The sequence below is a fragment of the Rhodococcus jostii NBRC 16295 genome (genome assembly GCF_001894825.1).
GTDB lineage: Bacteria > Actinomycetota > Actinomycetes > Mycobacteriales > Mycobacteriaceae > Rhodococcus_F > Rhodococcus_F jostii.
On record NZ_BCWY01000037.1, the window covers coordinates 63105 to 89262 of the forward strand.

Genomic DNA, 26158 nt, shown 5'->3' on the forward strand with positions numbered 1-26158 from the left:
CTTGCACACTGGTGTGCAAGTAAGCTTGGCGTAGATCACACCAGCCAACGGTCACACCAATCAGGGAGGGGGTTCCGCCCGTGTCGGTCCCGACGAAGTCGCCCGGTGGTTCCGAGAAGGCCCGCCGAAGTCACGCGCGCGCCAACCGGGCGCGGATCCTCGACGCCGCGGTCGCCGCCTTCATCGCGGACCCCGACGCGAGCATGGACGACGTCGCCCGCACTGCCGGGGTCGTGCGCCGCACCGTCTACGCGCACTTCCCCAGTCGGGAGGCGCTCGTGGAGGGCATCGCGGACGAGGCCTCCGCCGCGCTCGTGGCCGCCATGGGAGACGAAGCGGAGCAACCGCAGCGCCCCGACCTCGCGGTAGCGGTGATGGCGCTGCGGACGTGGCCGATCGGCGACCGGTTCCGGATGCTGTTGGCGTTCGCCCGCCGCGAACTCGGCGAGCAGCGCATCCGCGATCTCCTGGGGGTGGTGCGCGACCGGGACGCGCGAGTCGTCGAGCAGGGGCAGCGATCCGGGGTGTTCTCGACCTACCTCTCGTCCACGGTGCTCGTGGCGCTCGCCGAGTCGATGACCATCACCCTGCTCGACCAGGCGAATTCCGGCGAACTGCAGGATTCGGGGGAATCGTTCGCCGTCGCGTACCTCGCGGTGCTCGGGCTGACGCCGGCCGACGGGGCCCGTGTCGTGGACGAGGCGCGGCGGTGGTTACGCGAGAATCCGGACGAGTCGGACCGGTGACGGCGTCGCGTAATCGGGTGGGCGGTGCGACCTGCGAGCGATAGACTTCGTTCATCACGACGACCGTCGTGACCGACCAGGAACCGGGAAGAAGGCCATATCCCTCACGTGAGCGAACAAGACCAGAACGGCGAGACGTTCGGCGCCACGCGTCCGGCGGAACGCACCGTGCGTTCGAGTATCGATCTCCCACCCGAAACGGTCCCGCCTCTCCTCGGTTCTTCCGACGAGAATCTGCGCGCTCTCGAACGGGTCCTGGACGCAGACATCCATGTACGCGGCAACGCGGTCACACTGACGGGTCGGCCGGGCGACGTCGCGCTCGCCGAACGGGTCATCGCAGAACTGGGCGCCATCGTCGGTCGCGGGCAACCGCTGACCCCCGACGCGGTCCGTCGCACGGTCGGCATGCTCACGCAGGGTATCGGCGAATCGCCCGCCGAGGTCCTCACCCTCGACATCCTGTCGCGGCGCGGCAAGACGATCCGGCCGAAGACGCTCAACCAGAAGCGGTACGTCGACGCGATCGACGCCAACACCATCGTGTTCGGCATCGGGCCCGCGGGTACCGGAAAGACCTACCTCGCGATGGCGAAGGCGGTGCAGGCCCTGCAGACCAAGCAGGTGTCGCGGATCATCCTCACCCGCCCCGCGGTCGAGGCGGGGGAGCGGCTCGGGTTCCTGCCCGGCACGCTGCACGAGAAGATCGATCCGTATCTGCGGCCGCTGCACGACGCCCTGCACGACATGATGGACCCCGAGGCCATCCCGAAGCTGATGCAGTCGGGGGTCATCGAGGTGGCGCCGTTGGCGTACATGCGTGGCCGCACGCTCAACGACGCGTTCATCATCCTCGACGAGGCGCAGAACACCACCGCCGAGCAGATGAAGATGTTCCTCACCCGCCTGGGCTTCGGGTCGAAGGTCGTCGTCACCGGCGACGTCACGCAGGTCGACCTTCCCGGCGGCGCCCGGTCGGGTCTACGCGCGGCCACCGAGATCCTCGGCGACATCGACGACATCTACTTCGCCGAACTCAACAGCAGCGACGTGGTCCGGCACCGGCTCGTGTCCGACATCGTGGACGCGTACGAGCGTTTCGAGGCGGACCGGGACGGCAAGGTCGAGCTCGGAAACCGCGCACAGCGGAGAGCGGCGCACTCGCGTTCTCCACGACGGTAGGGTGAGTGTCGCCGGAACCAGGAGGAAGCGACACACATGAGCATCGAAGTCTCGAACGAATCGGGCATGGACGTCTCCGAAGAGGAGCTGATCAGCGTTGCCCGCTTCGTGATCGCGAGGTTGGACGTGCACCCCGCGGCCGAGTTGTCGATGGTCCTCGTGGACTCCGCCACCATGGCCGACCTCCACATGCGGTGGATGGACCTCCCCGGTCCCACCGACGTGATGTCCTTCCCGATGGACGAGCTCGAGCCCGGCGGTCGTCCGGACTCACCCGAGCCAGGGCCGTCGATGCTCGGTGACATCGTGCTGTGCCCGTCCTTCGCCGCCGATCAGGCCGAGAAGGCCGGTCATCCGCTCGCACACGAACTCGCTCTGCTCACCGTGCACGGTGTGCTCCACCTCCTCGGCTACGACCACGCCGAACCGGAGGAGGAGAAGGAGATGTTCGGCCTGCAGAACCAGTTGCTCGACGACTGGTACGAGGATCTGCGCAGCGCCGAACGCGACGCCGCACTCGCTGCCCGGGATCAGAAGCTGCTCGGCAAGGCCGGCTTCGTCGACTCGCCGGATCAGTAAGCGCCACGTGAAGGGTCTTCTGTGACTAGCGCCGCCGCGCTGATCGTCCTCGCGATCGTCCTCGTCCCTCTCGGTGGTGTCTTCGCCGCCGTCGATTCCGCTCTCAACACGATTTCGTCCGCGCGCATCGAGGAGATGGCGAAGGACGACCGTCCCGGCGCCACCCGGGTGCTCCGCATCCTGTCGGATCGCCCCCGCTACGTGAATCTCATGGTGCTGCTGCGCATCCTGTGTGAGATCACGGCGACGGTGGTGCTCGTCGGTGGACTGTCCGATCTTCTCGAACCCGTGTGGGCGCTCACGTTCACCGCGATCATCATGGTGCTCGTCGACTACGTGGTGATCGGGGTCGGCCCCCGCACACTCGGCCGCCAGCACGCCTATTCGATCGCGTTGATCACGTCGTTTCCCCTGCAGGTCATCGGAACCCTGCTGGGCCCGATCAGCCGCCTGCTGATCCTGATCGGTAACGCGATCACCCCGGGTAAGGGATTTCGCAACGGCCCCTTCGCCTCCGAGATCGAATTGCGCGAACTCGTCGACATGGCGCAGGAGCGCGGCGTGGTGGCCGACGAGGAACGCCGGATGATCCAGTCGGTGTTCGAACTGGGTGACACCTCCGCCCGTGAAGTGATGGTGCCGCGCACCGAGATGGTGTGGATCGAGAGCAACAAGAGCGCCGGACAGGCGACGTCGCTGGCCGTGCGCAGCGGACATTCGCGCATCCCCGTGATCGGGGAGAACGTCGACGACGTGCTCGGCGTGGTCTACCTCAAGGATCTCGTGCAGGAGACCTACCACTCGCGTGACGGCGGACGCAGTGTCCTCGTCCACGACGTGATGCGGCCCGCCGTGTTCGTGCCCGATTCCAAGCCCCTCGACAGCCTGCTCGCCGAGATGCAGCGCGACCGCAACCACATGGCCGTGCTCGTCGACGAATACGGCGGAGTGGCCGGGCTGGTCACCATCGAGGACGTCATCGAGGAGATCGTCGGTGAGATCGCCGACGAGTACGACCAGGACGAGACCCCGCCGGTGGAGGACCTCGGAGACGACATGTACCGGGTCTCCGCGCGACTGCCGATCGAGGATCTCGGTGAGCTGTTCGGCATCGAGGTCGAGAACGACGAAGTCGAAACGGTCGGTGGGCTCATCGGATACGAACTCGGCCGGGTGCCGCTCCCGGGATCCGAGGTCGTGTCGCACGGTCTCGTCCTCCGCGGCGAGGGCTCGCCGGATGTGCGCGGGCGGGTGCGGATCAGCACGGTCTTCGTGCAACGCGCACCCGTCGACGAGGACGAAGACGTCAACGACCGTGAACGGGAGGACGACGATGACTGAACTGGACGCCGAGGACGCGAAACTGGTCGTGCTCGCGCGAGGAGCGTTCGGCCGCACCGGAAGTGGTCAGGGGGCGGCGGTCCGCGACCTCGACGGCCGCACCTACTCGGCGGGCGCGGTCGCGCTGGCGTCGCTGACACTGACCGCCCTGCAGGCGGCCGTCGCGGCGGCGGTGTCGAGTGGCGCCGAGGGTTTCGAGGCCGCTGCGGTGATCGGCGGGAACGCGGACGACCCGGGCATCGCCGCACTACACGAAGTCAGTGCGCAGGCGGCCGTCGTCTTCGCGCGAACCGATGGATCCGTGATCGAGGAGCAACATGAGTAAACCCGAATTCCGTTCCGGATTCGTCTGTTTCGTCGGACGACCCAACACCGGCAAGTCCACGCTGACCAACGCGCTCGTGGGCAGCAAGATCGCGATCACGTCGTCGCGTCCGCAGACCACCCGCCACACCATCCGCGGGATCGTGCACCGCGACCACGCGCAGCTGATCCTCGTCGACACCCCGGGTCTGCACCGCCCCCGGACGCTCCTCGGTCAGCGCCTCAACGACCTCGTGCGCGACACCTACTCCGAGGTCGACGTGATCTGCCTGTGCATCCCGGCGGACGAGAAGATCGGTCCCGGCGACCGGTGGATCGTGCAGCAGGTCCGTCAGATCGCGCCGAAGACCACCCTCCTCGGCGTCGTCACGAAGATCGACAAGGTCAGCAAGGACATGGTCGGGCAGCAGTTGCTGGCCGTGTCCAAGCTCCTCGGCCCCGAGGCGGACGTCGTGCCGGTGTCCGCCGCGTCCGGTGAGCAGGTGGAGGTGCTGGTCGACGTCCTCGCGTCGAAGATGGAGGAGGGGCCGGCGTTCTACCCGGACGGCGAACTCACCGACGAACCCGAAGAGACGCTGATGGCCGAACTCATCCGTGAGGCGGCTCTCGAGGGGCTCGGCGACGAACTGCCGCACTCCCTGGCCGTGGTCATCGAGGAGATCATTCCCCGCGAGGGGCGCACCGAGAAGCAGGGTGAACTGCTCGACGTCCACGCGCTGCTGTACGTCGAACGCCCGTCCCAGAAGGGCATCGTGATCGGCAAGGGCGGCGCCCGGCTCCGTGAGGTCGGCACCAAGGCCCGCCTGCAGATCGAGAAACTCCTCGGCACCAGGATCTTCCTCGAACTGCACGTCAAGGTGGCCAAGGACTGGCAGCGCGACCCGAAACAGCTGGGTCGCCTCGGCTTCTAGGCGGCTCCGCCGCCCGTGAGTGGTCGACGAGTCCCCGGACTCGTCAACCACTTACGGGGCCGGCGGCCCGCAGCAGCAGGAGTACCGACGCCGCGAAGTCGTGATCGCCGTCGCTTCCGGTGGCGAGTCTCCTGAGCTGCAGGCCGGCGATGGTGGCCACGACCGTCGGGGCCACGGACGCCGCATCGGGGACCCCGAGTGCGGTGAGGATCGTGACCGTCAATTCGTCATAGGCGGCGAAACACTCGGCGGCGGCCTGCCGCAGTTGGTGATCGCGGCCCGCCTGGATGTACAGCTCGAACGGGGCGATCCGCTCGGCGGAGAACGCCAGATCCTGCGCGACCTTCTCGGTGAGCGCCGCGACATCCTCGAAGCTCAGCCCCTTGTCCCGGTAACCCTCCGCCAGCTCCGACAGGCGCTGCGTCTCCTCCGTCACGAACCCCGACAGCGCGGCACGCAGCAGGTCCGTCTGCGTGGGGAAGTGGTACGTGATGGAGCCGAGCGAAACCCCGGCCTGCGCCGCGATCCGCCGATTGGTCACGCCGGGAATGCCTTCCGTGCCGACGATGTGCAGCGCCGCCGCGAGGATGCGGTCACGGACGTCCGTCGAAGCCACCGATCACCACCATCTCTCGGGCCGCGCCAGGTCCCACCGGAGCACCGATTCGAGCTGGGCCGCAACGGAAACCAGTAGCGGTTCGGAATCGCCCGGCCCCATCAGCTGGGCTCCGATCGGCAGGTTGCCGGAAGTGAACCCGGCCGGGACGTTCACGCTGGGCCAGCCCAGCACGTTCCACGGCCACGCGTACGGGCACACCGCGGTGATCACCTTGTCCGTGGCCCAGGAGCTGATGCCGTCGATCCCCTCGACCCTCGGTGGGGGAGTCGCGGTGGTGGGGGCGAGGACCAGGTCGTACTTGTCGAAGATCGCTCCGACGCGTCGCTGCGCCCGCGGTTCGGCGGCCCGGGCGGCACGTAGCGGCGCCCCGCGCAGGAGTCGCCCGGTCCGGGCATTGCTCTTGGTGCGGGGGTCGACGAGCGACGGGTCCGGGACCTTCCGCATCCAGTCGTCGATGCCGGCCATCGACCGCGGGAGGAAGCCGAGGCCGAACATGATGCCGTAGTCGGGATCGTCGACCACGACGCGATGCCCGAGCCTGCGCAGCGCCTCGGCGATCCGGGCGACGCCCTGACGCACTTCGGGGTGCAGCGTCGTGGGGGTGGCGGTGAACGGGATCCGCAGGGACAGCGCGATGCGCAGCGGTCCGGGGTCGCGGCCGACGGCGTCGCTGACGGTGACCGGTGCCGGCGTGTGGATGTCGCCGTCGTGAGGTCCTGCCGCGACGTCGAGCAGCAGGGCCGCATCGGCGACGGTCCGGGCCAGCGGGCCGTTGACGGTGAGACCGTAGAACGCCTCGGCGGCAGGCCAGGTGGAGATGCGGCCGCGTTGCGGCTTGATTCCGACGAGGTTGGTCCACGCGGCGGGGATGCGGATGGAACCGGCGCCGTCGGAGCCGATTGCCGCGGACACCACGCCGGCGGACACGGCCGCCGCGGCGCCACCGGACGATCCTCCGGGTGTGTGGTCACCGTTCCAGGGGTTGCGGGTATGACCGAAGGCGGGACCACCGGTGAGTGGCCACTGGCCGAGTTCGGGACTGTTGGTCTTGCCCACGATCACGGCACCGGCGGCGCGCAGTCGCCGCACCATCTCGGAGTCCCGTGCCGCGGGCGGGAAGTCACCCGGACATCCGAATGCGGTCGGCTCCCCGGCCACGTCGACGTCGTCCTTGACGGCGATCGGCACGCCGAGCAACGGGAGGCGCTCGCCGGCCGCGATTCGGCGGTCGGCCTCGGCGGCTTCGGCCAGTGCCTTGTTCCGCCGGACCACCTTGAAGGCGTTGAGTGTCGGCTGGCTCGCGTCGATGCGGTCGAGCGCGGCGCCGGTGGCCGCGACCGAGGTGGCGGCGCCGGACGCCAGCGCCGTCACCTGCTCGACGAGCCCCGGCGCCCAGTCGCCCTCGTCTTCGCGCTGTCGTTCGCTGCCCAGTTGTCCCGTACTCATCTCGCCCCTCCCGCGTCACTGTTCGTTCGAACGAACAGTATCAGCCGAGATGTCGGCGGACTACCTCTCCGATCACCTCGGCGGCCCCGTGAGCCCGCGTTTCGGGCAGCCGGGCGTAACCGCAGACGAGCCCCCGCGGTCCGCTCGGTGTGGTGCGGTAGTCGGCGAGGCTCGGGACGGTCACCCCGCGATCCTGCAGTTCCGCAGACAGGGCCACGTCGTCGACGGAGCGCGGCAACGTCACGACGACGTGGAGGCCGGCCTCGATGCCGGCGATCCCGACGCCGTCCACGCCGCGCGCGGCCAACTGCTGATGCAGCGCGGTGACGAACGCGGTCCGGCGGGCTGCGTAGGTGCGGGAGGCGCGCGCGAGGTGCCGCGACAACGCGCCCGAATCGATGAAATGCGCCAGCGCGAGCGCGGTGATCGAGCAGCAGGCCTCGCCGCTCGTGTCCAGGGCTCGGACGAGCTCCGTCCGGAGCGTGGGAGGCGCGATCACCCACGCCATGCGGATCGCAGGGGTGAGTATCTTCGACGCGGTGCCCACGTATGCCACGCATTCGGACCCCCGGTCGATGCTGCGCAGAGCGGGCAGCGCCGACACGTCGTAGCGGAATTCGCCGTCGTAGTCGTCCTCGATGATCAGTACGCCGGACGCGGCGGCGTCGGCGACGAGTCGGGCCCTGCGGCCCACCGGCATCCGGGCGCCCATCGGATACTGATGGGCCGGCGTGCAATACGCCGCCGCGTCGGTCCTGCGCTGCACCGCGGGATCGAGGCCGTCGTCGTCCACCGGTACGCAGCGTGTTCGCGCGCCCGACGCCTCGAGGACTCGGCGGGCCCGGCTGTACCCGGGCTCCTCGAACACCACATCCCGGCCACCGAGCCCGGCCGCGGCGACGAGGGTCCGCAGCGCGGAGCCCACGCCGGGAACGATCACCAGGTCGTCCGCGTGCGCCGTGATCCCCCGGGTGCGGCGCAGATGCCCCGCGAGGGACTGCCGCAACTCCGGGTGCCCGTCGGGGCCGGGGACGTCGGAGGTCACCGCGGCTGCGGCGGCCGACCGCCACGCCCGACGCCAGTCGGTGGTGGAGATCAGACCCGGGTCGGGGTGGCCCGGGGTGAGATCCCACAGCGCGTCCGGTGTGTCCTGTGCCGCCGCGGACGCCTGCTCGGGCGAACCGGTGACCGCGTGCGAGGCGACGTGGGCGCGGGCCGCGACGTCGGCGCCCGGCGCGATCCGGGTGCCGGAACCGGCGCGGGCGTTCGCGTACCCGGACGCGCAGAGTTCGTCGTAGGCGTCGACCACCGACGCCCGCGCGACCGTCAGGTGATCGGCCAGCGCCCGGGTGGAGGGCAGGGGGTCGCCCGGCCGGAGGCGGCCCACCCGGATCTCGTCGAGGATCGACTCCGCGATCCGGTGCCGAAGCGGCGCATCGGTGTGGGGGAGCCGCCACGTCAGGTGCAGTTCAGGGCTGATCCGGGGCATGCCCCCACCATACTGGTCTGCCGATAATCTCGATTGTGGATCTGGCAGCTGATCCACATGGAGGTCGAGAATGGTCTCGTGGACAAGATCATGAGATACCCGGACCGTGCCCGAACCGAACGAGCGCAACTCGACGCCGTCCTCGACGCCGCGCCGATGGGCACCCTCGCCACCGTCGTCGACGGCCTGCCGTGGGCCGTGCCGATGCTCTACGCCCGCGACGGCGACAGGATCCTGCTGCACGGGTCCACCGGCGCCGGTGCGCTGAGGCAGGTGGCGGCGGGCGCCCCGGCGGTGCTGTGCGTCGCGATGCTCGACGGAATCGTCGTCGCGGACACGCTGTTCGACTCGTCCGCCAACTACCGTTCCGCAGTGGTCCGCGGCAACCTCGTCACGCTGGACGAGGACGAATCCGCCGATGCGCTGAACGCGTTGTCGGACGTGCTGATCCCGGGCCGCAGCACGGAGGTCCGGGGGCACCGGCGCAAGGAACTCGCCGCGACGCTGGCCCTCGCCCTTCCGATCTCGCCGGGCCAGTGGACCGTCAAGGTGCGCGACGCGCCGCCGGGCGAACCCGCCGAATCCACCAGTGCGTGGGCCGGGGTGGTCCCGGTGCGGTCGGTTGCCGGTGCACCTGTTCCGGCGCCGTGGGTGGCGAGCGGCACCCCGGTGCCCGCGTCCGTGTCGCGCCTCACCCGGACCGCGTAAGGAAAACGTCAAGAGCCGTCGGCGACCCGTAAGCGCTTCGTCAGCGCCGCCTCTTTCGCCGAGATCCGGCGCGATGCTGGCATGACACCCCGCAACCGTGGGGTGTCATGCCTGCGCTGAACCGCAGGATCAGTACGAAGAGGGATCCTCACATGGCCGACGTGGCCTACGTAGCGCTCATCCTCGGCGGATTCGCCTGTTGTGCGCTCGTTCTCCGTGCCCTGCAGACCGGACGCGTGAAATGACGGGCGCCGGAATACTCGCTGTCGCCCTCGTGGCGATCGCGGCCGCGCTCGTCGTGTACCTGCTGGTCGCGCTCATCGACCCGGAGCGGTTCTGATGTCGCCCGCCCTGGCGGCCGGGCTGCAGATCGCCGTCGTTCTCGCGGTCCTCGCGGTGTTGTACGTGCCGGTGGGCGACTACATGGCCCGCGTGTACGAATCGCGACGCGACCTGCGGGTGGAATCCGTGCTGTACCGACTCTGCCGCATCAACCCCCACACCGAGCAGACCTGGTACGGCTATGCCGGCAGCGTGCTGGGATTCTCGATGGCCGGCGTGCTCTTCCTGTACGTCCTGCAACGCATTCAGGGCGTGCTGCCGCTGTCCGGCGACCTGTCCGGGGTCAGCCCCGCCGTCGCCTTCAACACCGCCGTGTCGTTCGTGACCAACACCAACTGGCAGTCGTACGCTCCCGAGACCACGATGAGCAACCTGACCCAGCCGGTCGGACTCGCCGTGCAGAACTTCGTGTCCGCCGCGGTCGGCATGGCCGTCGCGGTCGCACTGATCCGCGGGTTCGTCCGGGTGTCGCGGGGCGGTGAGATCGGCAACTTCTGGGTGGACCTCACCCGCGGTAGTCTGCGGATTCTGCTGCCGTTCTCGTTCGTCATCGCGCTGATCCTGTTGAGTCAGGGCGTGATCCAGTCCTTCCACACGGGCTTCGAGTCCACCGGCCTGGACGGCAACTCCGTCACCAACGCGCTGGCGCCCGTCGCCTCGCAGGAGGCGATCAAGGAACTCGGCACCAACGGCGGCGGCATTCTCGCCGCCAACTCGGCGCACCCCTTCGAGAACCCGACCCCGGTCAGCAACGTCGTCGAGATCCTCGCGATCCTGCTGATCCCGGTCACGCTGACCCGCACGTTCGGCACCATGGTCGGCGACCGCAAACAGGGTCTGACGCTGCTCGCCGTGATGGGCGTTTTGTGGGGTTCGCTGCTCGCCGTCACGCTGGCCGCCGAATCGGGGCAGCGGGGCGTCGCAGCTACCGCGGCAGGCGCGATGATGGAAGGCAAGGAAGTCAGGTTCGGAATTCCGAGTACGACACTGTTCGCCGTGAGTACCACCGGAACTTCCACGGGCGCGGTGAATTCCGCACACGACAGCCTGTCGCCGCTGGGCGGCGGAGCCGTGTTGCTCAACATGCTGCTCGGTGAGATCGCGCCCGGCGGTGTGGGCACCGGCCTCTACGGAATTCTCGTGCTCGCGCTGATCGCCGTCTTCGTCGGCGGCCTGCTCGTCGGCCGCACACCCGAGTACCTGGGCAAAAAGCTGCGGCAGCGGGAGATCACCCTCGCCGCGCTGTCGGTGCTGGTGATGCCGGCGCTGGTCCTGATCGGGACGGGCATCACCGTGATCCTGTCCTCGACCACCGGCTTTCAAGGCAACGGAGGCGACCCGGGAACCCCGGGATCCATCCACGGATTCTCCGAGGTGCTGTACGCATTCGCGTCGGCGTCGAACAACAACGGCAGCGCGTTCGGCGGTCTGACGGTGACGAGCGACTGGTTCCAGAGCGCTCTCGGCCTGTGCATGCTGTTCGGCCGATTCCTGCCGATCATCTTCGTTCTCGCCCTCGCCGGATCGCTGGCGTCGCAGAAGAAGACCGCGGCAGGCGCCGGAACCCTGCCGACGGCGGGCCCGATGTTCACCGGGCTCCTCACCGGCACCGTCGTGCTCGTCGCGGCGTTGACATTCTTCCCGGCCCTGGCGCTGGGACCGATCGCGGAGGCTCTGCAGTGAGTGTGAACGTGACCAGCCGTCCGGAGACCACGGCGGCAACCACGGGTAACGGGGACGGCCACGGCCCGGCGCCCGTGAAAGCCGGGATCTTCAGCGCCGCTCAACTGCTGACGGCGCTACCGGGAGCCGTACGCAAACTCGACCCGCGGCACCTCGCCCGCAACCCGGTGATGTTCGTGGTGTTCGTCGGTTCCGTCGTCACCACCGTGATGGCCGTCGCCGACCCGTCGGTGTTCTCCTGGGCGGTCACCGCCTGGCTGTGGTTCACCGTGCTGTTCGCGAACCTCGCCGAGTCCGTCGCCGAGGGCCGGGGCAAGGCGCAGGCGGCGAGTCTGCGGAAGGTGAAGCAGGACACGACGGCGCATCGCATCACGGCGAACGGCGGTCTGGAATCGGTACCGGGCACCGACCTCGTCGTCGGTGACCGCGTGGTCGTCGTCGCGAGTGAGGTGATACCGGGCGACGGAGACGTCGTCGACGGCATCGCCACCGTGGACGAGTCGGCGATCACCGGTGAGTCGGCCCCTGTCGTCCGCGAATCGGGAGGCGACCGGTGCGCCGTGACCGGCGGCACGACCGTGCTGTCCGACCGGATCGTCGTCGAGATCACTGCGGCCCCGGGGCATTCGTTCGTGGACCGGATGATCGCCCTCGTGGAGGGGGCCGCGCGGCAGAAGACGCCCAACGAGATCGCGCTGAACATCCTTCTGGCGTCGCTGACCGTCATCTTCCTGCTGGCCGTCGTCGCGATCGGTCCGATGGGCCTGTATGCGGGACAGGAGCAGGATCCGATCAAGCTGATCGCGTTGCTGGTGTGCCTGATCCCCACGACCATCGGGGCCCTGCTGTCTGCCATCGGCATCGCCGGCATGGACCGGTTGGTGCAGCGCAACGTCCTCGCGATGTCGGGGCGGGCGGTGGAGGCCGCCGGCGACATCGACACATTGCTGATGGACAAGACCGGCACCATCACGTTCGGCAACCGGCAGGCCACCGCCCTGCATCCCGCACCGGGTGTCTCCGCAATCGAGTTGGCCACGGCGGCCCGGCTGTCCAGCCTCGCGGACGGAACCCCCGAGGGGCGCAGCATCGTCGACCTGTGCGCCCGGGACTTCGGCCTGGATCCGGCGCCGTCCGACGCGGAGCGAGACGCCGAGTTCGTGCCGTTCACCGCACAGACCCGGATGAGCGGGCTCGACATCGACGGCGCCCGGATCCGCAAGGGCGCGAGCGACGCCGTGCTGAACTGGGTGCAGGCCCTCGGCGGGTACGCATCGCCCGCGGTCACCGACATGGTGAACGAGATCGCGCAGGCCGGAGGCACGCCGTTGGTGGTGTCTTCGGTGCACGCCGGCGCACCGACGGTGCTGGGTGTGATCGCGCTGTCGGACGTGGTGAAGCCGGGCATCGCCGAGCGGTTCGCGGAACTGCGGGCCATGGGCATCCGCACGGTGATGATCACCGGCGACAATCCGCTCACCGCCAAGGCCATCGCGGCGGAGGCCGGTGTCGACGACTTCATGGCCGAGGCGACACCCGAGGACAAACTCGCGCTGATCCGCAAGGAGCAGGAGGGCGGACGACTGGTCGCGATGACCGGTGACGGCACCAACGACGCCCCGGCCCTGGCCCAGGCGGACGTCGGTGTGGCGATGAACACCGGCACGTCCGCGGCGAAGGAAGCCGGGAACATGGTGGATCTCGACTCGGATCCCACCAAGCTCATCGAGGTGGTCGAGATCGGCAAGCAGTTGCTGATCACCCGCGGGGCGCTGACCACGTTCTCGCTCGCCAACGACCTGGCCAAGTACTTCGCCATCCTCCCCGCGCTGTTCAGCGTCATCTACCCGCAGCTCGACACGCTGAACATCATGCGGCTGGCCACACCGGAATCGGCCATCCTGTCGGCGGTGATCTTCAACGCCCTGGTGATCGTCGCGCTGATCCCGTTGTCGCTGAAGGGCGTTCGCTATCGCCCGTCGTCGGCGTCGAAGCTGCTGGGCCGCAACCTGCTGATCTACGGACTCGGCGGCGTCGTCACGCCGTTCGCCGGCATCTGGCTGATCGACCTCGTCGTCCGTCTCATTCCTGGAATTGGGTGATCCCGCATGCGTTTCGTCATCGGTCTGCTACGGCAGACCTGGGCCGGACTACTGGTCCTGCTCGCGCTCACGGCCGTCCTCGGCGTGCTTTATCCTGCCGCGGTGTGGGGGGTGAGCCGGATCGGCGCCGGCGCGGCCGAGGGGTCGCCGGTGCGGGACAGCACCGGGTGCGTCGTCGGCAGCGCCTGGGTGGGTGTCGACCCACAGGTGCCGGCGGGGGAGCCGGACCCGTTCTTCCACAACCGGGTCACCGGATCGGTGGCCGGACAGGATCCGTTCACACCCGGCGACCCCGCTGTCGCGCTGCCCACCAACCAGGGACCGAGCAGTGAGATCCTGGCGGCGTTCGTCGGTGAGCGCCGCGCCGCGATCGCCGCGCGCGAGGGCGTGAGTCCCGACGCCGTTCCGGCGGACGCGGTCACCGGATCCGGTTCCGGTATCGATCCGCACATCAGCCCCGCGTATGCGGCGTTGCAGGTGCGGAGGGTGGCGGAGGCAAACGGCCTGAGCGAGACCCGGGTACGGCAGCTGGTCGACGAGAACACCGAGGGACGGCAACTCGGGTTCCTCGGCGAGGAGCGGGTGAACGTTCTCGAACTGAATCTGGCCCTCGGCCTGACCGCTCCTCGGTGCACGGCCCCCACCGCTGGTGGATGATGGCGAGGTGAGTGGTACCGGACCCGACGGCGAGCGCCGGGACGTCGAACGCAGACGCGGCGAGCTGCGCATCTATCTCGGTGCCGCACCGGGTGTCGGCAAGACGTTCGCGATGCTCGGTGAGGCGCACCGCCGCCGCGAACGAGGATGCGACGTGGTCGCGGCCGTGGTGGAAACCCACGGCCGCGACCGCACGGCGGCGCAGCTCGGCGACCTCGAACTGATTCCGCCCAAGGTCATCGCCTACCGCGGCACGCTCGGCCGCGAGCTGGACGTCGAGGCGGTGCTGGCGCGCAGACCGGCACTCGTGCTCGTGGACGAGCTCGCGCACACCAACACGCCGGGTAGCGTCCACGAGAAACGCTGGCAGGACGTGGAGATACTCCTCGCCGCGGGCATCGACGTCCTCTCGACGCTGAACGTCCAGCACCTCGAGAGTCTCAACGACGTGGTCCAGCGGATCACCGGGGTGGTGCAGCAGGAAACGGTCCCCGACGAGGTGGTGCGCGCCGCCACCCAGGTGGAGCTGGTGGACATCACCCCGGAGGCACTGCGCCGCAGACTGTCCCACGGCAACATCTACGCCGCGGAGAAGGTCGACGCCGCGCTGAGCAACTACTTCAGGAAAGGGAACCTCACCGCACTCCGCGAACTGGCGTTGCTGTGGGTGGCCGATCAGGTGGATGCCGCACTCGCGAAATACCGTGCGGAGAACAAGATCACCGACACGTGGGAGGCCCGCGAACGCGTCGTGGTCGCGGTCACGGGCGGACCGGAATCGGAGACGCTGGTGCGGCGGGCGAGCCGCATCGCGTCGCGGTCCAGTGCCGAGCTGATCGTCGTGCACGTGGTGCGGGGCGACGGCCTCGCGGGCGTCTCGGCGCCGGAGATGGGCAAGGTGCGCACGCTTGCCGCGAACATCGGGGCGAGCCTGCACAGCGTCGTCGGCGACGACGTGCCGACCACGCTGCTCGACTTCGCCCGGACCGCCAACGCCACCCAGCTGGTGCTCGGGACGTCCCGACGGTCCCGGTGGGCGCGGATCTTCGACGAGGGAATCGGCGCGAGCGTGGTGCAACAGTCCGGGTCGATCGACGTGCACATGGTGACACACGGCGAATCGCACCGCCCGCGACGGTTGTCGCCGGTGGGATCGCGTTCACGCACCGCGATCGCCTGGATCGCCGCGGTTCTCGTCCCGTCGGTGGCGACGCTGGCGATGATGGCCGTCGACCGGTGGCTCGGACTGGTCGGCGAGGGGGCGCTGTTCTTCATCGTGGTACTGCTCGTCTCGCTGCTCGGCGGTGTCGCGCCCGCGGCCTTCTCCGCCCTGATCTCGGGACTGTTCCTCAACTACTTCTTCACACCGCCGGTGCGCAGCTTCACCATCGCCGAGCCGGACAACTTCATCACCACGGTCGTGCTGCTCGTGGTGGCCGTCGCGGTCGCGGTCCTGGTCGACGCTGCCGCCAAGCGATCACGGGAAGCTCGCCGGGCGTCGCAGGAGGCGGAGTTGCTGGCACTGTTCGCCGGATCCGTGCTGCGGGGCGCCGATCTCGGCACGCTGCTGGAGAAGGTACGGGAGACCTACGGCCAGGATTCGGTCAGTGTGCTTCACCGCGACCGCGGTCCGGTGGGGTCCGTCGGACCGCACCCACCGCTGAGCGTCGACGACGCCGACACGGTGTGCGAGGTGGGGGAAGGTGAGTACGCACTCGCCCTCCGGGGCAGTGAACTGCACGCCCGGGACCGTCGCGTGCTGCTCGCGGTCGCCAACCAGGCGGTGGGCATGATCCGTCAGACCGAGCTCGCGCAGGAGGCGGGGCAGGCGCAGGCGCTGGCCGAGGCCGACCGGTTGCGGCGGTCGCTGCTGTCCGCCGTCAGCCACGACCTGCGGACCCCGCTGGCCGCCGTGAAAGCGGCCGCGTCCAGCCTGCGCAGCGACGACGTCGACTTCTCCCCGGAGGACACCGCCGAACTGCTCGCCACCATCGAGGAATCTGCCGATGTCCTCACCTCGCTCGTCGGCAACCTGCTCGACTCGTCCCGCCTCGCGGCGGGGGTCGTGACACCGACCCTGCGTCCCGTCTACCTGGACGAAGTGGTGCATCGCGCGCTGGTGGGGCTGGGAATCGGCGGCCGGACCGGGACCCGGGCGCGCGAGAGGGTCGAGGTCGACGTCGGATCGGTCACGGCGATGGCGGATTCGGGTCTGCTCGAGCGGGTGCTCGCGAATCTGATCGACAACGCGCTCCGCTACGGTGAGGACTCCGTGATCCGGGTCGGCGCGGCGGCGGTGGGAGACCGCTCCGTCATCACCGTCGCCGACACGGGGCCGGGAATTCCGCGTGGCCGGGCCGACGAGATGTTCGCCCCGTTCCAGCGGCTGGGGGACCGCGACACGACCACCGGGGTCGGGCTCGGGCTCTCCGTCGTCCGCGGATTCGTCGACGCGATGGGCGGGACGATCAGTGCCACCGACACCCCCGGCGGTGGCCTGACGATGGTGGTGGAACTGGCCGGGGCGGGAGGGGAGCACCCATGACGCGAGTTCTCGTCGTCGACGACGAACCGCAGATTCTCCGCGCCCTGCGGATCAATCTGAGTGTGCGCGGATACGAGGTGGTGACGGCCGCATCCGGGGCCGCCGCTCTGCGTGCCGCCGCCGAGCGACCGCCGGACGTGATCGTGCTCGACCTCGGGTTACCCGACATGGACGGGACGGAGGTGCTGGCCGGCCTCCGTGGGTGGTGCCCTGCCCCGGTGATCGTGCTGTCGGCGCGGACCGATTCCGCGGACAAGGTCGAAGCCCTCGACGCCGGCGCCGACGACTACGTCACCAAGCCGTTCGGGATGGACGAGTTCCTGGCGCGGGTGCGGGCGGCGGCCCGCCGTGCGACCACCGCCGTCGACACGAGTGAGCCTGTGGTGGAGACGGATTCGTTCACCGTGGACCTCGCGGCGAAAACGGTCCGGCGGTCCGGGGCGGAAGTCCACCTGACGCCGACCGAATGGGGAATGCTCGAGATGCTCGTGCGCAACAAGGGCAAGCTGGTGGGTCAGAAGGAACTGCTGCGCGAGGTGTGGGGTCCGGCGTACGCCACGGAGACCCACTACCTGCGGGTGTATCTGGCGCAGCTGCGCCGCAAGCTCGAGGACGACCCGTCCCATCCACGCCATCTGATCACCGAGGCCGGGATGGGGTACCGGTTCCAGGTGTGAGGTCGCGAGTAGCGGGGCCGGAAGCCGCTCCGCACCGGGGGTTGGTTAGCCTTGCCTTATGCGAATGAGGAGTCTCGTGTCGGTGTCCCTGCTGGCCCTGGCGGTGGCCGGCTGTGGAGGCGGCAGCGGGGAAGAGCAGGACGCAGCGGCGGGCCCCGGAGACGCCACCTTCCCGGCGATCGTCGCCACGAAGTTCGGCGACGTCACGGTCGAGTCGAAGCCCGAGCGCGTGGTCGCCCTCGGCTGGGGTGACGCCGAAACCGCGCTGGCGCTCGGTGTCGAACCCGTCGGGGCCAGCGACTGGGTCGCGTTCGGCGGCGACGGCGTCGGCCCCTGGGCAGACGGGATGTACACCACTGCGCCGGCGATCATCGGAACCCTCGAACCGTCGTACGAGCAGATCGCGGCGCTCGAGCCGGACGTCATCCTCGACACGAAGAGCGCCGGCGACAAGGAACGCTACGGCCACCTGTCGCAGATCGCGCCGACGATCGCGCTGCCGGAGGGTGCCGACAACTACAAGACTCCGATCGAGAGCCAGGTGTCGATGGTCGCGACCGCCCTCGGCGTGCCGGAGCAGGGGGATGCGCTGCTCGCCGACATCGACCGGCGGTTCGCCGAAGCAGCCGCGGCCCATCCCGAGTTCGCGGGGAAGACGATCACGGTCGGCGCGTTCTCGGGGGCGGGATGGGGCGCCTACACCGCCGACACCGAGCGCCTCCAGTTCATGAAGAAACTCGGATTCGTCAGCAATCCGACGGTGGACGCGCAGCCGGCGGTGAAGTTCTCCGTCCCGGTGTCGGAGGAGAATCTCGGCGTGATGGACGCCGACATGGTGGTCGTCTTCCCGATCGGCAGGCCGGCCGCCGAGGTCACGAACCGCCCGCTGTTCCAAGCGATCCCGGCTGTGCGAGACGGACGGTCCCTCGTGTTCGACGATCAGACCGTATCCAAGGCGTACTCCACGAACTCGGTGCTGTCGTTGCGGTACGCACTCGACACCGTCGTGCCGCTGGTGTCCGATCGGCTGCGGTGATGTCCCTCAGTAGAGCAGCGTGCGGTAGTACTCCTGTCGGCGAGGTGTATCCGGGCTGTGTTCCAACTCGTGCTGCTCCGCGTGCATTTCTCGCAGCGAGGGGATTTCGTCGGGGTCCGGCCACGACTCCGGGTCCCACATGCGTGACCGGAGGATGGCCCGGGCGCAGTGGGTGAAGGCCTCGTCGATCCGGACCACGACGGCGAGGTTGGCCGGCTTGCCGTTGATCGACATCGACTGCAGCAGTTCGGGATCGACGGTCAGAGTGGCGGTGCCGTTGATGCGTACCACCTCGTCGATCCCGGGCACCACGAACAGGATGCCCACGTGCGGGTTTTCGAGGATGTTGCGGTACGAATCCGCGCGCCGATTGCCCGGGCGGTCCGGGATCACCAGGGTCCGGTCGTCGAGGAACATCGTCTTCGCCGTGATGTCGCCGCGCGGGGAGGAGTCGCAGTGACCGTTGGCGTCGGCCGTCGCGAGGACGAAGAACCGCGACTCGGAGATGAAGCGGCGGATCAGAGGCATCGTGTGATCGGTGTGCTTGGTGACGATGGAGGGATGGGGAACGCCCAGCACCTGCTCGAGTTCGTCGAGGGAGGTGATCGTGTGCTCCGGCGAGGGGGCGTGCGCTGCCACTGGGGTGTTCCGTTCGTCGAGGGCCGTTCGAGTTAGGGTAGCCTTCGGCGGATCGTCGGGCGTCCCGTGGCTCACGACAGATGATTCCGGCCCGCTCCGTGAGTCCTACCTTCGACCGCAGCATCCCACCCAACTCGAGGAGCCACGAATGCCCGCACCGAAGACCCCGCAACCCCTCGAACACACCTTCACCGCGCCGATCCAGAAGGACGGGGCGTTCGCGACGTACGTGACCGTGCCGCACTCGGCTGAACTTCTCGGGACGAGGCGGCCGGTGAAGGTCGGCGGGACGATCGACGGCCACCCGTTCAATGCGACCCTGATGCCCTCAGCGAGGGTCCGCACTGGCTGCCCCTGAAGATCGCGCTGTGCAAGCTCATCGGCAAGGACGCGGCCGGCGTCGAGGTGTCGGTGCATCTCGACCAGCGGCTGAGCTGGCCGGGGGGCGCCGCCGTTTGAACGCAGCTGACCGGGGTATGGAACCCCCGGGAGCGCGGTGCGTTTCCGGACCGGTTCCGAGGTGTGTCGTGCCCAACAGGCAACGGTTGTCGAGGTGGCTCCCTGCAGTGGGCGTCGTGTTGCTCGTCGCCGCGTGCGGAACCGATGACGGCGACGGCGCGAGCAAGGATTTCGCGGGCACCGTCGACATCGGCGGGGACCGCCACATCTACTTGGAGTGCGCGGGCACGGGATCACCGACGGTGGTCTTCGAATCGGGTCTGCGGTTCGGCGCCGATCAGTGGACCACCACGGCCGATCCGGCCGCCACCTCGGCGTTCGACGGTGTCGCCGAGTTCACCCGGGTCTGCTCGTACGACCGGCCGGGGGTCGTGCTGGGCGGGGACGCACTGAGCCGCAGCGACCCGGTACCGCAGCCGATCACCACCACGGACGCCGTCGCCGACCTCCGGTCGCTGCTCGGTGCCACCGATGAGTTGGGACCCGGCCCGTTCGTGCTGGCCGCCCACTCCTACGGCGGTCAGATCGCGAGACTCTTCGCCGGCACGTACCCCGACGAGGTGGCGGGGCTCGTGCTGATCGACGCACAGTCGGAAGAGTTACAGACACTCCTGCCTCCGGAACAGTTTCAGGAGTTCCTGCGGCTCAACACCCCGCAGCAGGACAGCCTCGACGAATACCCGGACCTCGAGCGCGTCGACTTCGTGCGCAGCTTCGACGAGATACGCGCCGCCGCACCGATCCGGCCCCAGCCGCTCGTCGTCCTCTCCGCCGACCGGTCGGTGGCGCCGCAGATCGCCGAGGGCATCGCCAACGGGAGCCTTCCCGCCGACATCGATCCCGGCTACGGCCCGGCCCTCGACGCCGTGCAGCCGATCGCTCAGCGGAATCTCGCCCAGCTCGTTCCGGGTGCCACGCATGTCACGAACACGAACAGCGGCCACAACATCAACATCGAGCAGCCGCAACTCGTCATCGACGGGGTCCGCGACGTCGTCGACGCCGTGCGCGACGGACGCACCGAGCCCTGACCCTCGTACCCGGCTCGGCCTGCGGAATGTGGCCGCCTCGACGTGGGAGACTGGACCGGTGAGGTTGTATCGAGACACTGCGGTGGTGCTGCGCCAGCACAAGCTGGGCGAGGCCGACCGGATCGTCACGCTCCTCACCCGGCAGCACGGTCTGGTGCGCGCGGTCGCCAAGGGGGTGCGCCGCACGAAATCCAAGTTCGGGGCCCGGCTCGAGCCGTTCGCGCACATCGACGTGCAGCTCTACCCGGGTCGCAACCTCGACATCGTCACCCAGGTGCAGACGGTCGACGCGTTCGCCACCGACATCGTCGACGACTACTCCCGGTACACCACGGCGTGCGCGATCCTCGAGACCGCCGAGCGGCTCGCCGGTGAGGAACGGGCCCCGGCTCCGCAACTGCACAGTCTGACGGTCGGGGCGTTGCGGGCCGTCGCCGAACATCACCGCCCGTGTGAGCTGATCCTCGACGCCTTCCTGTTGCGGGCCATGGGTTTCGCGGGCTGGGCTCCCGCCCTCGACGACTGCGCGCGCTGCAGCGCGCCCGGGCCGCACCGGGCGTTCCACGTGGCCGCCGGGGGAGCGGTGTGCGTGCACTGCCGCCCGCCGGGCGCCGCCACCCCGTCACCGGGTGTCCTCGACCTGATGGATGCACTGTTCCGCGGCGACTGGGCGAGCACCGAGACGGTGCCCGAATCGTTGCGGGGGCAGGCCAGCGGTCTCGTCGCGGCACATCTGCAGTGGCACCTCGAACGGCAACTCCGCACGCTCCCGCTGATCGAACGCGCACGACCGCATGCGGCGGTAGGGGCGGAGGATTCGGTCAGGCAGGATGGGGACCGTGATTCGACGACGCGAACCTCGAGCCCCGCATAACTCCGGGGCCGAGCGCCAGATCCGGCCGCCGGACCCGCACCCCTCGGGCGCCCGCCCACCCGGCCTGCAACCCGAACTCGTGCCCCGGCACATAGCGCTGGTGATGGACGGCAACGGTCGCTGGGCGCAGGAGCGGGGACTGCCCCGGACCGCGGGCCACGAACGCGGCGAGGCCGTGCTGATGGACGCCGTCTGCGGGTGCATCGAGATGGGCGTCGAATGGTTGTCGGCGTACGCGTTCTCCACCGAGAACTGGAAGCGCAGCCCCGAGGAGGTCCGCTTCCTGATGGGGTTCAACCGTGACGTGATCCGTCGTCGCCGGGACGAGATGCACGAGATGGGGGTGCGTGTGCGGTGGGCGGGGCGCCGCCCGAAGTTGTGGCGCAGCGTCATCAAGGAACTCGAGATCGCCGAGGAGCTGACGAAGCACAACACGGTCATGAATCTGACCATGTGCGTCAACTACGGCGGTCGCGCGGAGATCGCGGACGCGGCGAAGGAGATCGGCAGGCGGGTGGCGGCCGGACAGCTGGACCCGGAGAAGATCACCGAGGCGACCGTGGCCCGGTACCTCGACGAGCCGGACATGCCGGACGTCGACCTGTTCCTCCGGCCGTCCGGCGAGCAGCGCACGTCCAACTTCCTGATCTGGCAGTCGGCCTACGCCGAAATGGTGTACCAGGAGAAGCTGTTTCCCGATTTCGACCGCCGCGACCTGTGGGCGGCGTGCGTCGAGTACGCGTCGCGTGACCGTCGGTTCGGTGGGGTGAAATGACCGTCGACGGGGCGCCCGCGCTGCTCGGGCGGGCAGCGGACGCGCTCGAGCACTTCGCCACCGTCGCCCGGGCGGAGGACGGATCGCTGAGTTTCGAGTACGCCGGGGCGTTGTGTTCGATCAGTGCGATGACCCTCACCGAGGGCCTCGATGTGCTGTCGATGACGTGCGTGCTGGCCTGGGATCGTCCGGTCAGCGCGTCGCTGCACAAGAAGGTCGCGGAGCGGAACAGCGCACTGCAGTTCGGTTCGATCGCGGTGTTCGGTCACGGCCGGCTCGCGGACGTCATCCTGCGGTACACGTTCCCGGCAGCCGGGCTCCAGGACGAGGCGCTGACCACGATGCTGCTTCTCGCGTTGAGCGGCGCGGACACCGCCCGGCAGGGACTGATCCCCTGACGCTCACTGCGTCGCGGTGCAGTCCTTGCAGAGACCGAAGATCTCGATGGTGTGGCTGACGTCGGAGAAGCTGTGGGCGTCGGCGATCGACTGCGACCACTGCTCGACGGTCGGTCCCTCGACCTCGACGGTGTAGCCGCAGGCACGGCAGACGAGGTGATGGTGGTGCCCGGACGAGCAGCGCCGGTACACGGACTCGCCGGTGTCGGTGCGCAGGACGTCGACCGTGCCGGCGTCCGCGAGGGTCTGCAGGGTGCGGTAGACGGTGGTCAGACCGATGCCCTCGCCCCGCTTGCGCAGTTCGTCGTGCAGTTCCTGCGCCGACCGGAATTCCTCGATATCGTCGAGGAGGGCGGAGATGGCGCTGCGCTGCTTGGTCGCGCGGACGCCCACGACGACGGGTTTGCGCTGGCCGGTGTTCTGGGTCAAGGCTTCTATCCTTCCTCGGCGTGCGCGACGGCGTCCACGACGATGTGGGCGAGGTGGTCGTCCACCAGGCGGTAGAGGACCTCACGTCCGGTGCGTTCGCCGCGCACCACGCCCGCGGCCTTGAGTACGCGGAGATGCTGGCTGATCAGCGGCTGGGTGACGCCGAGAGCCCCCACGAGTTCGTGCACGCAGCGTTCCGATTCGTGGAGTTGGAGGACTATCGCGATGCGGACGGGGGCGGCCAGAGCGCGGAGGATGTCGCCGGCGGCGGTCAGCGTCTCCTTCGACGGCACGGGGGCCGGCGGGGCGGCCTCGAACGGGGGTGCGGCCTCGAACGGATGCAGATCCCCGGGATCGGTGACGCTCACCAGTGATCTCCTTCGGTGTGCCGGACAATGGACGGGACCGTGGTCACGAGGCGGACGAGAATGTGGCCACGAGGCCAGGGCCCCGGGATGATCACCCTCATCTTATTGCAAATCGATTCCATTTTGATATGCACGAATACGCATGTCAACCGGGTGGGTGAACCGACAGGAATCGGGCAGATAGGCTGGGATCCGAAAAGCGCACGTGAACCATGCATCTATTACCCAGATGGAGAGCACTCGAGTGGCACCGAAGTCCAAAGTCGAAACCGTCGTCAATCTCGCCAAGCGTCGTGGCCTGGTCTACCCGTGCGGTGAGATCTACGGAGGCACGAAGTCGGCCTGGGACTACGGCCCCTTGGGCGTCGAGCTCAAGGAGAACATCAAGAAGCAGTGGTGGCGCAACATGGTCACCAGCCGCGAGGACGTCGTCGGCCTCGACTCCTCCGTCATCCTGCCCCGCGAGGTGTGGGTGGCGTCCGGTCACGTCGGCGTGTTCAACGACCCGCTGGTCGAGTGCCTCAACTGTCACAAGCGTCACCGTCAGGACCACCTGCAGGAGGCGTACGCGGAGAAGAAGGGGATCGACAACCCGGACGACGTCCCGATGGACGTCGTGGGCTGCCCCGACTGCGGCACCGTCGGTCAGTGGACCGAGCCCCGCGACTTCAACATGATGCTCAAGACGTACCTCGGCCCGGTCGAGAGCGAAGAGGGCATGCACTACCTGCGCCCGGAGACCGCTCAGGGCATCTTCGTGAACTTCGCGAACGTGCTCACCACGTCGCGCAAGAAGCCGCCGTTCGGCATCGGCCAGATCGGCAAGAGCTTCCGCAACGAGATCACGCCCGGAAACTTCATCTTCCGCACCCGCGAGTTCGAGCAGATGGAGATGGAATTCTTCGTCAAGCCCGGCGAGGACGAAGAGTGGCACCAGTACTGGATCGACTACCGCATGGACTGGTACACCGGGCTCGGCATCAACAAGGACAACCTGCGCCTGTACGAGCACGCACAGGACAAGCTGTCGCATTACTCTAAGCGCACCGTCGACATCGAGTACCGCTTCCACTTCCAGGGCAGCGAATGGGGCGAACTGGAGGGTGTGGCCAACCGCACCGACTTCGACCTGTCGACCCACTCGAAGCACTCGGGCACCGACCTCAACTACTACGACCAGGCCACCGGTGAGCGGTACACGCCGTACGTCATCGAGCCGGCAGCCGGTCTCACCCGTTCACTGATGGCGTTCCTCGTCGACGCGTACACCGAGGACGAGGCGCCGAACGCGAAGGGCGGCGTCGACAAGCGCACCGTTCTGCGTCTGGACCGTCGTCTCGCGCCGGTGAAGGCCGCGGTGCTGCCGCTGTCGCGGAACGCGGATCTGACGCCGAAGGCCAAGGATCTCGCGGCGACGCTGCGCCAGCACTGGAACGTCGAGTTCGACGACGCCGGTGCGATCGGCCGGCGCTACCGTCGTCAGGACGAGATCGGCACCCCGTTCTGCATCACCGTGGACTTCGACACCCTCGAGGATCACGCCGTGACCGTGCGTGAGCGTGACTCGATGGCTCAGGAGCGGGTCGCGCTCGACCAGGTCGAGGGCTACCTGGCGCAGCGCCTCATCGGTTCCTGACCCGCCGTCACCTGCGCGCGTCGCAGGTTTCGGTCAGGTAGTTCGTCAGGATTCGGCGGTTCTCCTCGGACACCGGGATGCGCGAGTATTCCGGTTCCGAGGAGCCGACGACGATCCACAGTGGAAAGACGAACGGCTTCTTCGCTTCCGCGAGGGCGTGCGGGTCGCATCGTGCCGCATCGATGGTGATGTCGACGCTGAGCCGATCCTGGTCCGCCCGCATGGTGGCGGGCAGCGCGCCGCGCACCGCATACAGGACGCTGCCACCGACCTCGTCCAACCGGATGTCGCCCGATGCCGTCCCGCGGCTCACGACCAGCTGGGCGGGCAGGGGAGCGGTCGGCTCGGGCGGCGCCGGCGCCGGTATCAGGGTCACCGGTGCCGCCTTCGCCAGATCCTCTGCGGCGCAGTCGCTGTCGTGGATGCGGCCGAGGACGTCGTACGGGGTGGCGAGCGGCACCCGCGCGGGGGACGCTCCGGCCACACCGATCAGGGCGAACGCCGGCTCCGGCGCCGCGTGGCAGCGGACAGCGCCGTACCCGGCCTCGACGTCGATCCGGTTGCCGGGTCCGAGTTCGACCTCGCGCCGGGTCTCGGGCGCCGCATCGAAGCCCGGGCTGTCCAGCGCCACCGACGTCACCGTGGTGGGGGCGTCGCCGGTGTTCGTTATCCGCACGTGTATCCGTCCGCCGGCGGCGTCGTCCTCCCGGCTGCGATACGCCTCCGCCGACAGCGGGACCGTCGGCTCGTCCTCACCCTGATCCTTATTGCTGCAGCCGGACAGGACGCCGCAGGCGGTGGCCGCGACGCACGCGAGGAGGACGAAGGTTCGGGGCGACGTCAGAATCGGCCGCCCCCGCTGATCCGGCCCGAACTGGTCGGCCCCCCGAAGGAACGCGGCCCGCTGCTCCGGCCGCCACCGCTGCTCCGGCCGCCACCGGAGCCCCGGCTTCCCCAGTTGCCGCCCCCACTGAATCCGCCGCGCAGGATGCTGTCGATCAGGATGCCGCCGAGGATCGCGCCGGTGGCATTACCGCCACCACTGCCACCGCCGGGCCCGGGGCGCTGGCGGGACTCCCAGCGGCTCACATCGTTCTGCGCCAGGCGCAGGGCGTCGGCGGCCAGACCCGCGGCGGCCTGAGCGTGCTGAAGCGCGCGGGAG

The 26158-nt window shown here is 68.9% G+C and carries 26 protein-coding genes and 2 pseudogenes; 20 read left to right on the forward strand and 8 right to left on the reverse strand.

From position 1 onward, the window contains the following. Positions 1-80: 80 nt before the first annotated feature. The 6 genes from RJ1_RS23450 to era all read left to right on the forward strand — a co-directional run bounded on the left by RJ1_RS23450 (position 81) and on the right by era (position 5083). Entirely contained in the window at positions 81-746 is a 666-nt protein-coding gene (locus RJ1_RS23450) for a TetR/AcrR family transcriptional regulator (protein ID WP_073364393.1), read from the forward strand. A gap of 108 nt (positions 747-854) precedes the next feature. Further along, a complete protein-coding gene (locus RJ1_RS23455; protein ID WP_073364395.1) occupies positions 855-1928 on the forward strand; it encodes a PhoH family protein in 1074 nt (357 codons plus the stop codon). A gap of 36 nt (positions 1929-1964) precedes the next feature. Further along, a complete protein-coding gene (gene ybeY, locus RJ1_RS23460) occupies positions 1965-2507 on the forward strand; it encodes an rRNA maturation RNase YbeY (protein ID WP_073364396.1) in 543 nt (180 codons plus the stop codon). Positions 2508-2528: 21 nt separating this feature from the next. After that, the gene (locus RJ1_RS23465; RefSeq protein ID WP_073364398.1) at positions 2529-3848 is read left to right on the forward strand and encodes a hemolysin family protein; all 1320 of its coding nucleotides are present in this window, start codon (positions 2529-2531) and stop codon (positions 3846-3848) included. After that, on the forward strand, positions 3841-4173 hold the full coding sequence (locus tag RJ1_RS23470) for a cytidine deaminase-like protein (protein WP_073364399.1): 333 nt from the start codon (positions 3841-3843) through the stop codon (positions 4171-4173). The genes RJ1_RS23465 and RJ1_RS23470 overlap by 8 nt, the downstream gene beginning before the upstream one ends. Then, complete coding sequence (era, locus tag RJ1_RS23475) at positions 4166-5083, forward strand: GTPase Era (RefSeq protein ID WP_073364401.1); 918 nt, start codon at positions 4166-4168, stop codon at positions 5081-5083. Before RJ1_RS23470 ends, era begins: the two co-directional genes overlap by 8 nt. A 43-nt stretch (positions 5084-5126) precedes the next feature. On the opposite strand, the gene RJ1_RS23480 is transcribed toward era, so the two are convergent. Genes RJ1_RS23480 through pdxR form a run of 3 tightly spaced genes read right to left on the reverse strand, consistent with a single transcriptional unit; the run spans position 5127 to position 8637 of the window. After that, entirely contained in the window at positions 5127-5699 is a 573-nt protein-coding gene (locus tag RJ1_RS23480; protein ID WP_073364402.1) for a TetR/AcrR family transcriptional regulator, read from the reverse strand. Positions 5700-5702: 3 nt separating this feature from the next. Continuing rightward, positions 5703-7148: an amidase gene (locus tag RJ1_RS23485; protein WP_073364404.1), complete on the reverse strand. Its 1446-nt coding sequence runs from the start codon at positions 7146-7148 to the stop codon at positions 5703-5705. 40 nt (positions 7149-7188) lie between these two features. After that, positions 7189-8637 carry a MocR-like pyridoxine biosynthesis transcription factor PdxR gene (gene pdxR / locus RJ1_RS23490; protein WP_073364406.1) on the reverse strand — a complete coding sequence of 483 codons (1449 nt, stop codon included), beginning with the start codon at positions 8635-8637 and terminating at the stop codon, positions 7189-7191. A gap of 78 nt (positions 8638-8715) precedes the next feature. Here pdxR and RJ1_RS23495 point away from each other — a divergent pair, with 78 nt between their 5' ends. From RJ1_RS23495 to RJ1_RS23530, 8 genes are all read left to right on the forward strand, one after another. After that, positions 8716-9345, forward strand: a complete 630-nt coding sequence (locus RJ1_RS23495; protein WP_073364440.1) for a pyridoxamine 5'-phosphate oxidase family protein — start codon at positions 8716-8718, stop codon at positions 9343-9345. A gap of 241 nt (positions 9346-9586) precedes the next feature. After that, entirely contained in the window at positions 9587-9685 is a 99-nt protein-coding gene (gene kdpF, locus RJ1_RS23500; protein WP_072946639.1) for a K(+)-transporting ATPase subunit F, read from the forward strand. Further along, positions 9685-11370 (forward strand): potassium-transporting ATPase subunit KdpA, encoded by a 1686-nt coding sequence (gene kdpA, locus RJ1_RS23505; protein WP_073364407.1) that lies wholly within the window; start codon positions 9685-9687, stop codon positions 11368-11370. The genes kdpF and kdpA overlap by 1 nt, the downstream gene beginning before the upstream one ends. Next, positions 11367-13472 (forward strand): potassium-transporting ATPase subunit KdpB, encoded by a 2106-nt coding sequence (gene kdpB, locus RJ1_RS23510; protein ID WP_143048881.1) that lies wholly within the window; start codon positions 11367-11369, stop codon positions 13470-13472. The genes kdpA and kdpB overlap by 4 nt, the downstream gene beginning before the upstream one ends. A gap of 6 nt (positions 13473-13478) precedes the next feature. Further along, on the forward strand, positions 13479-14129 hold the full coding sequence (locus RJ1_RS23515) for a potassium-transporting ATPase subunit C (RefSeq protein WP_073364409.1): 651 nt from the start codon (positions 13479-13481) through the stop codon (positions 14127-14129). A gap of 7 nt (positions 14130-14136) precedes the next feature. Then, positions 14137-16674: a DUF4118 domain-containing protein gene (locus RJ1_RS23520; protein WP_073364410.1), complete on the forward strand. Its 2538-nt coding sequence runs from the start codon at positions 14137-14139 to the stop codon at positions 16672-16674. Further along, the gene (locus RJ1_RS23525) at positions 16671-17351 is read left to right on the forward strand and encodes a response regulator (RefSeq protein WP_073364412.1); all 681 of its coding nucleotides are present in this window, start codon (positions 16671-16673) and stop codon (positions 17349-17351) included. Before RJ1_RS23520 ends, RJ1_RS23525 begins: the two co-directional genes overlap by 4 nt. 58 nt (positions 17352-17409) lie before the next feature. Then, positions 17410-18387 carry an ABC transporter substrate-binding protein gene (locus tag RJ1_RS23530; RefSeq protein ID WP_083400457.1) on the forward strand — a complete coding sequence of 326 codons (978 nt, stop codon included), beginning with the start codon at positions 17410-17412 and terminating at the stop codon, positions 18385-18387. A 6-nt stretch (positions 18388-18393) separates the two neighbouring features. On the opposite strand, the gene RJ1_RS23535 is transcribed toward RJ1_RS23530, so the two are convergent. After that, complete coding sequence (locus RJ1_RS23535) at positions 18394-19026, reverse strand: pyridoxamine 5'-phosphate oxidase family protein (protein WP_073364415.1); 633 nt, start codon at positions 19024-19026, stop codon at positions 18394-18396. Positions 19027-19174: 148 nt separating this feature from the next. Between RJ1_RS23535 and RJ1_RS23540 the strand changes: the two are divergent. The 5 genes and pseudogenes from RJ1_RS23540 (at position 19175) to RJ1_RS23560 (ending at position 22563) form a co-directional block, all read left to right on the forward strand. Further along, positions 19175-19485, forward strand: a pseudogene (locus RJ1_RS23540) (DUF1905 domain-containing protein). A gap of 68 nt (positions 19486-19553) precedes the next feature. Next, complete coding sequence (locus tag RJ1_RS23545) at positions 19554-20516, forward strand: alpha/beta fold hydrolase (protein ID WP_073364417.1); 963 nt, start codon at positions 19554-19556, stop codon at positions 20514-20516. A 58-nt stretch (positions 20517-20574) separates the two neighbouring features. Continuing rightward, positions 20575-21390: a DNA repair protein RecO gene (recO, locus tag RJ1_RS23550; protein WP_073364418.1), complete on the forward strand. Its 816-nt coding sequence runs from the start codon at positions 20575-20577 to the stop codon at positions 21388-21390. Further along, entirely contained in the window at positions 21356-22165 is an 810-nt protein-coding gene (locus RJ1_RS23555; RefSeq protein WP_061045323.1) for an isoprenyl transferase, read from the forward strand. The genes recO and RJ1_RS23555 overlap by 35 nt, the downstream gene beginning before the upstream one ends. Further along, complete coding sequence (locus RJ1_RS23560) at positions 22162-22563, forward strand: hypothetical protein (RefSeq protein ID WP_073364420.1); 402 nt, start codon at positions 22162-22164, stop codon at positions 22561-22563. Before RJ1_RS23555 ends, RJ1_RS23560 begins: the two co-directional genes overlap by 4 nt. Before the next feature lie 3 nt (positions 22564-22566). On the opposite strand, the gene RJ1_RS23565 is transcribed toward RJ1_RS23560, so the two are convergent. Beyond that, complete coding sequence (locus tag RJ1_RS23565; protein WP_073364421.1) at positions 22567-22992, reverse strand: Fur family transcriptional regulator; 426 nt, start codon at positions 22990-22992, stop codon at positions 22567-22569. A gap of 5 nt (positions 22993-22997) precedes the next feature. Next, positions 22998-23360, reverse strand: a complete 363-nt coding sequence (locus RJ1_RS23570) for an ArsR/SmtB family transcription factor (protein ID WP_073364423.1) — start codon at positions 23358-23360, stop codon at positions 22998-23000. 244 nt (positions 23361-23604) lie between these two features. Between RJ1_RS23570 and RJ1_RS23575 the strand changes: the two genes are divergently transcribed. Further along, the gene (locus RJ1_RS23575) at positions 23605-24996 is read left to right on the forward strand and encodes a glycine--tRNA ligase (protein WP_073364425.1); all 1392 of its coding nucleotides are present in this window, start codon (positions 23605-23607) and stop codon (positions 24994-24996) included. Positions 24997-25003: 7 nt separating this feature from the next. On the opposite strand, the gene RJ1_RS23580 is transcribed toward RJ1_RS23575, so the two are convergent. Both RJ1_RS23580 and RJ1_RS23585 read right to left on the reverse strand, forming a co-directional pair. Next, positions 25004-25672, reverse strand: coding sequence for a hypothetical protein (locus RJ1_RS23580; protein ID WP_073364426.1), 669 nt, complete (start codon positions 25670-25672; stop codon positions 25004-25006). A 164-nt stretch (positions 25673-25836) separates the two neighbouring features. Continuing rightward, positions 25837-26158 (reverse strand): annotated as a pseudogene (locus RJ1_RS23585) (TPM domain-containing protein); the annotation flags it as partial.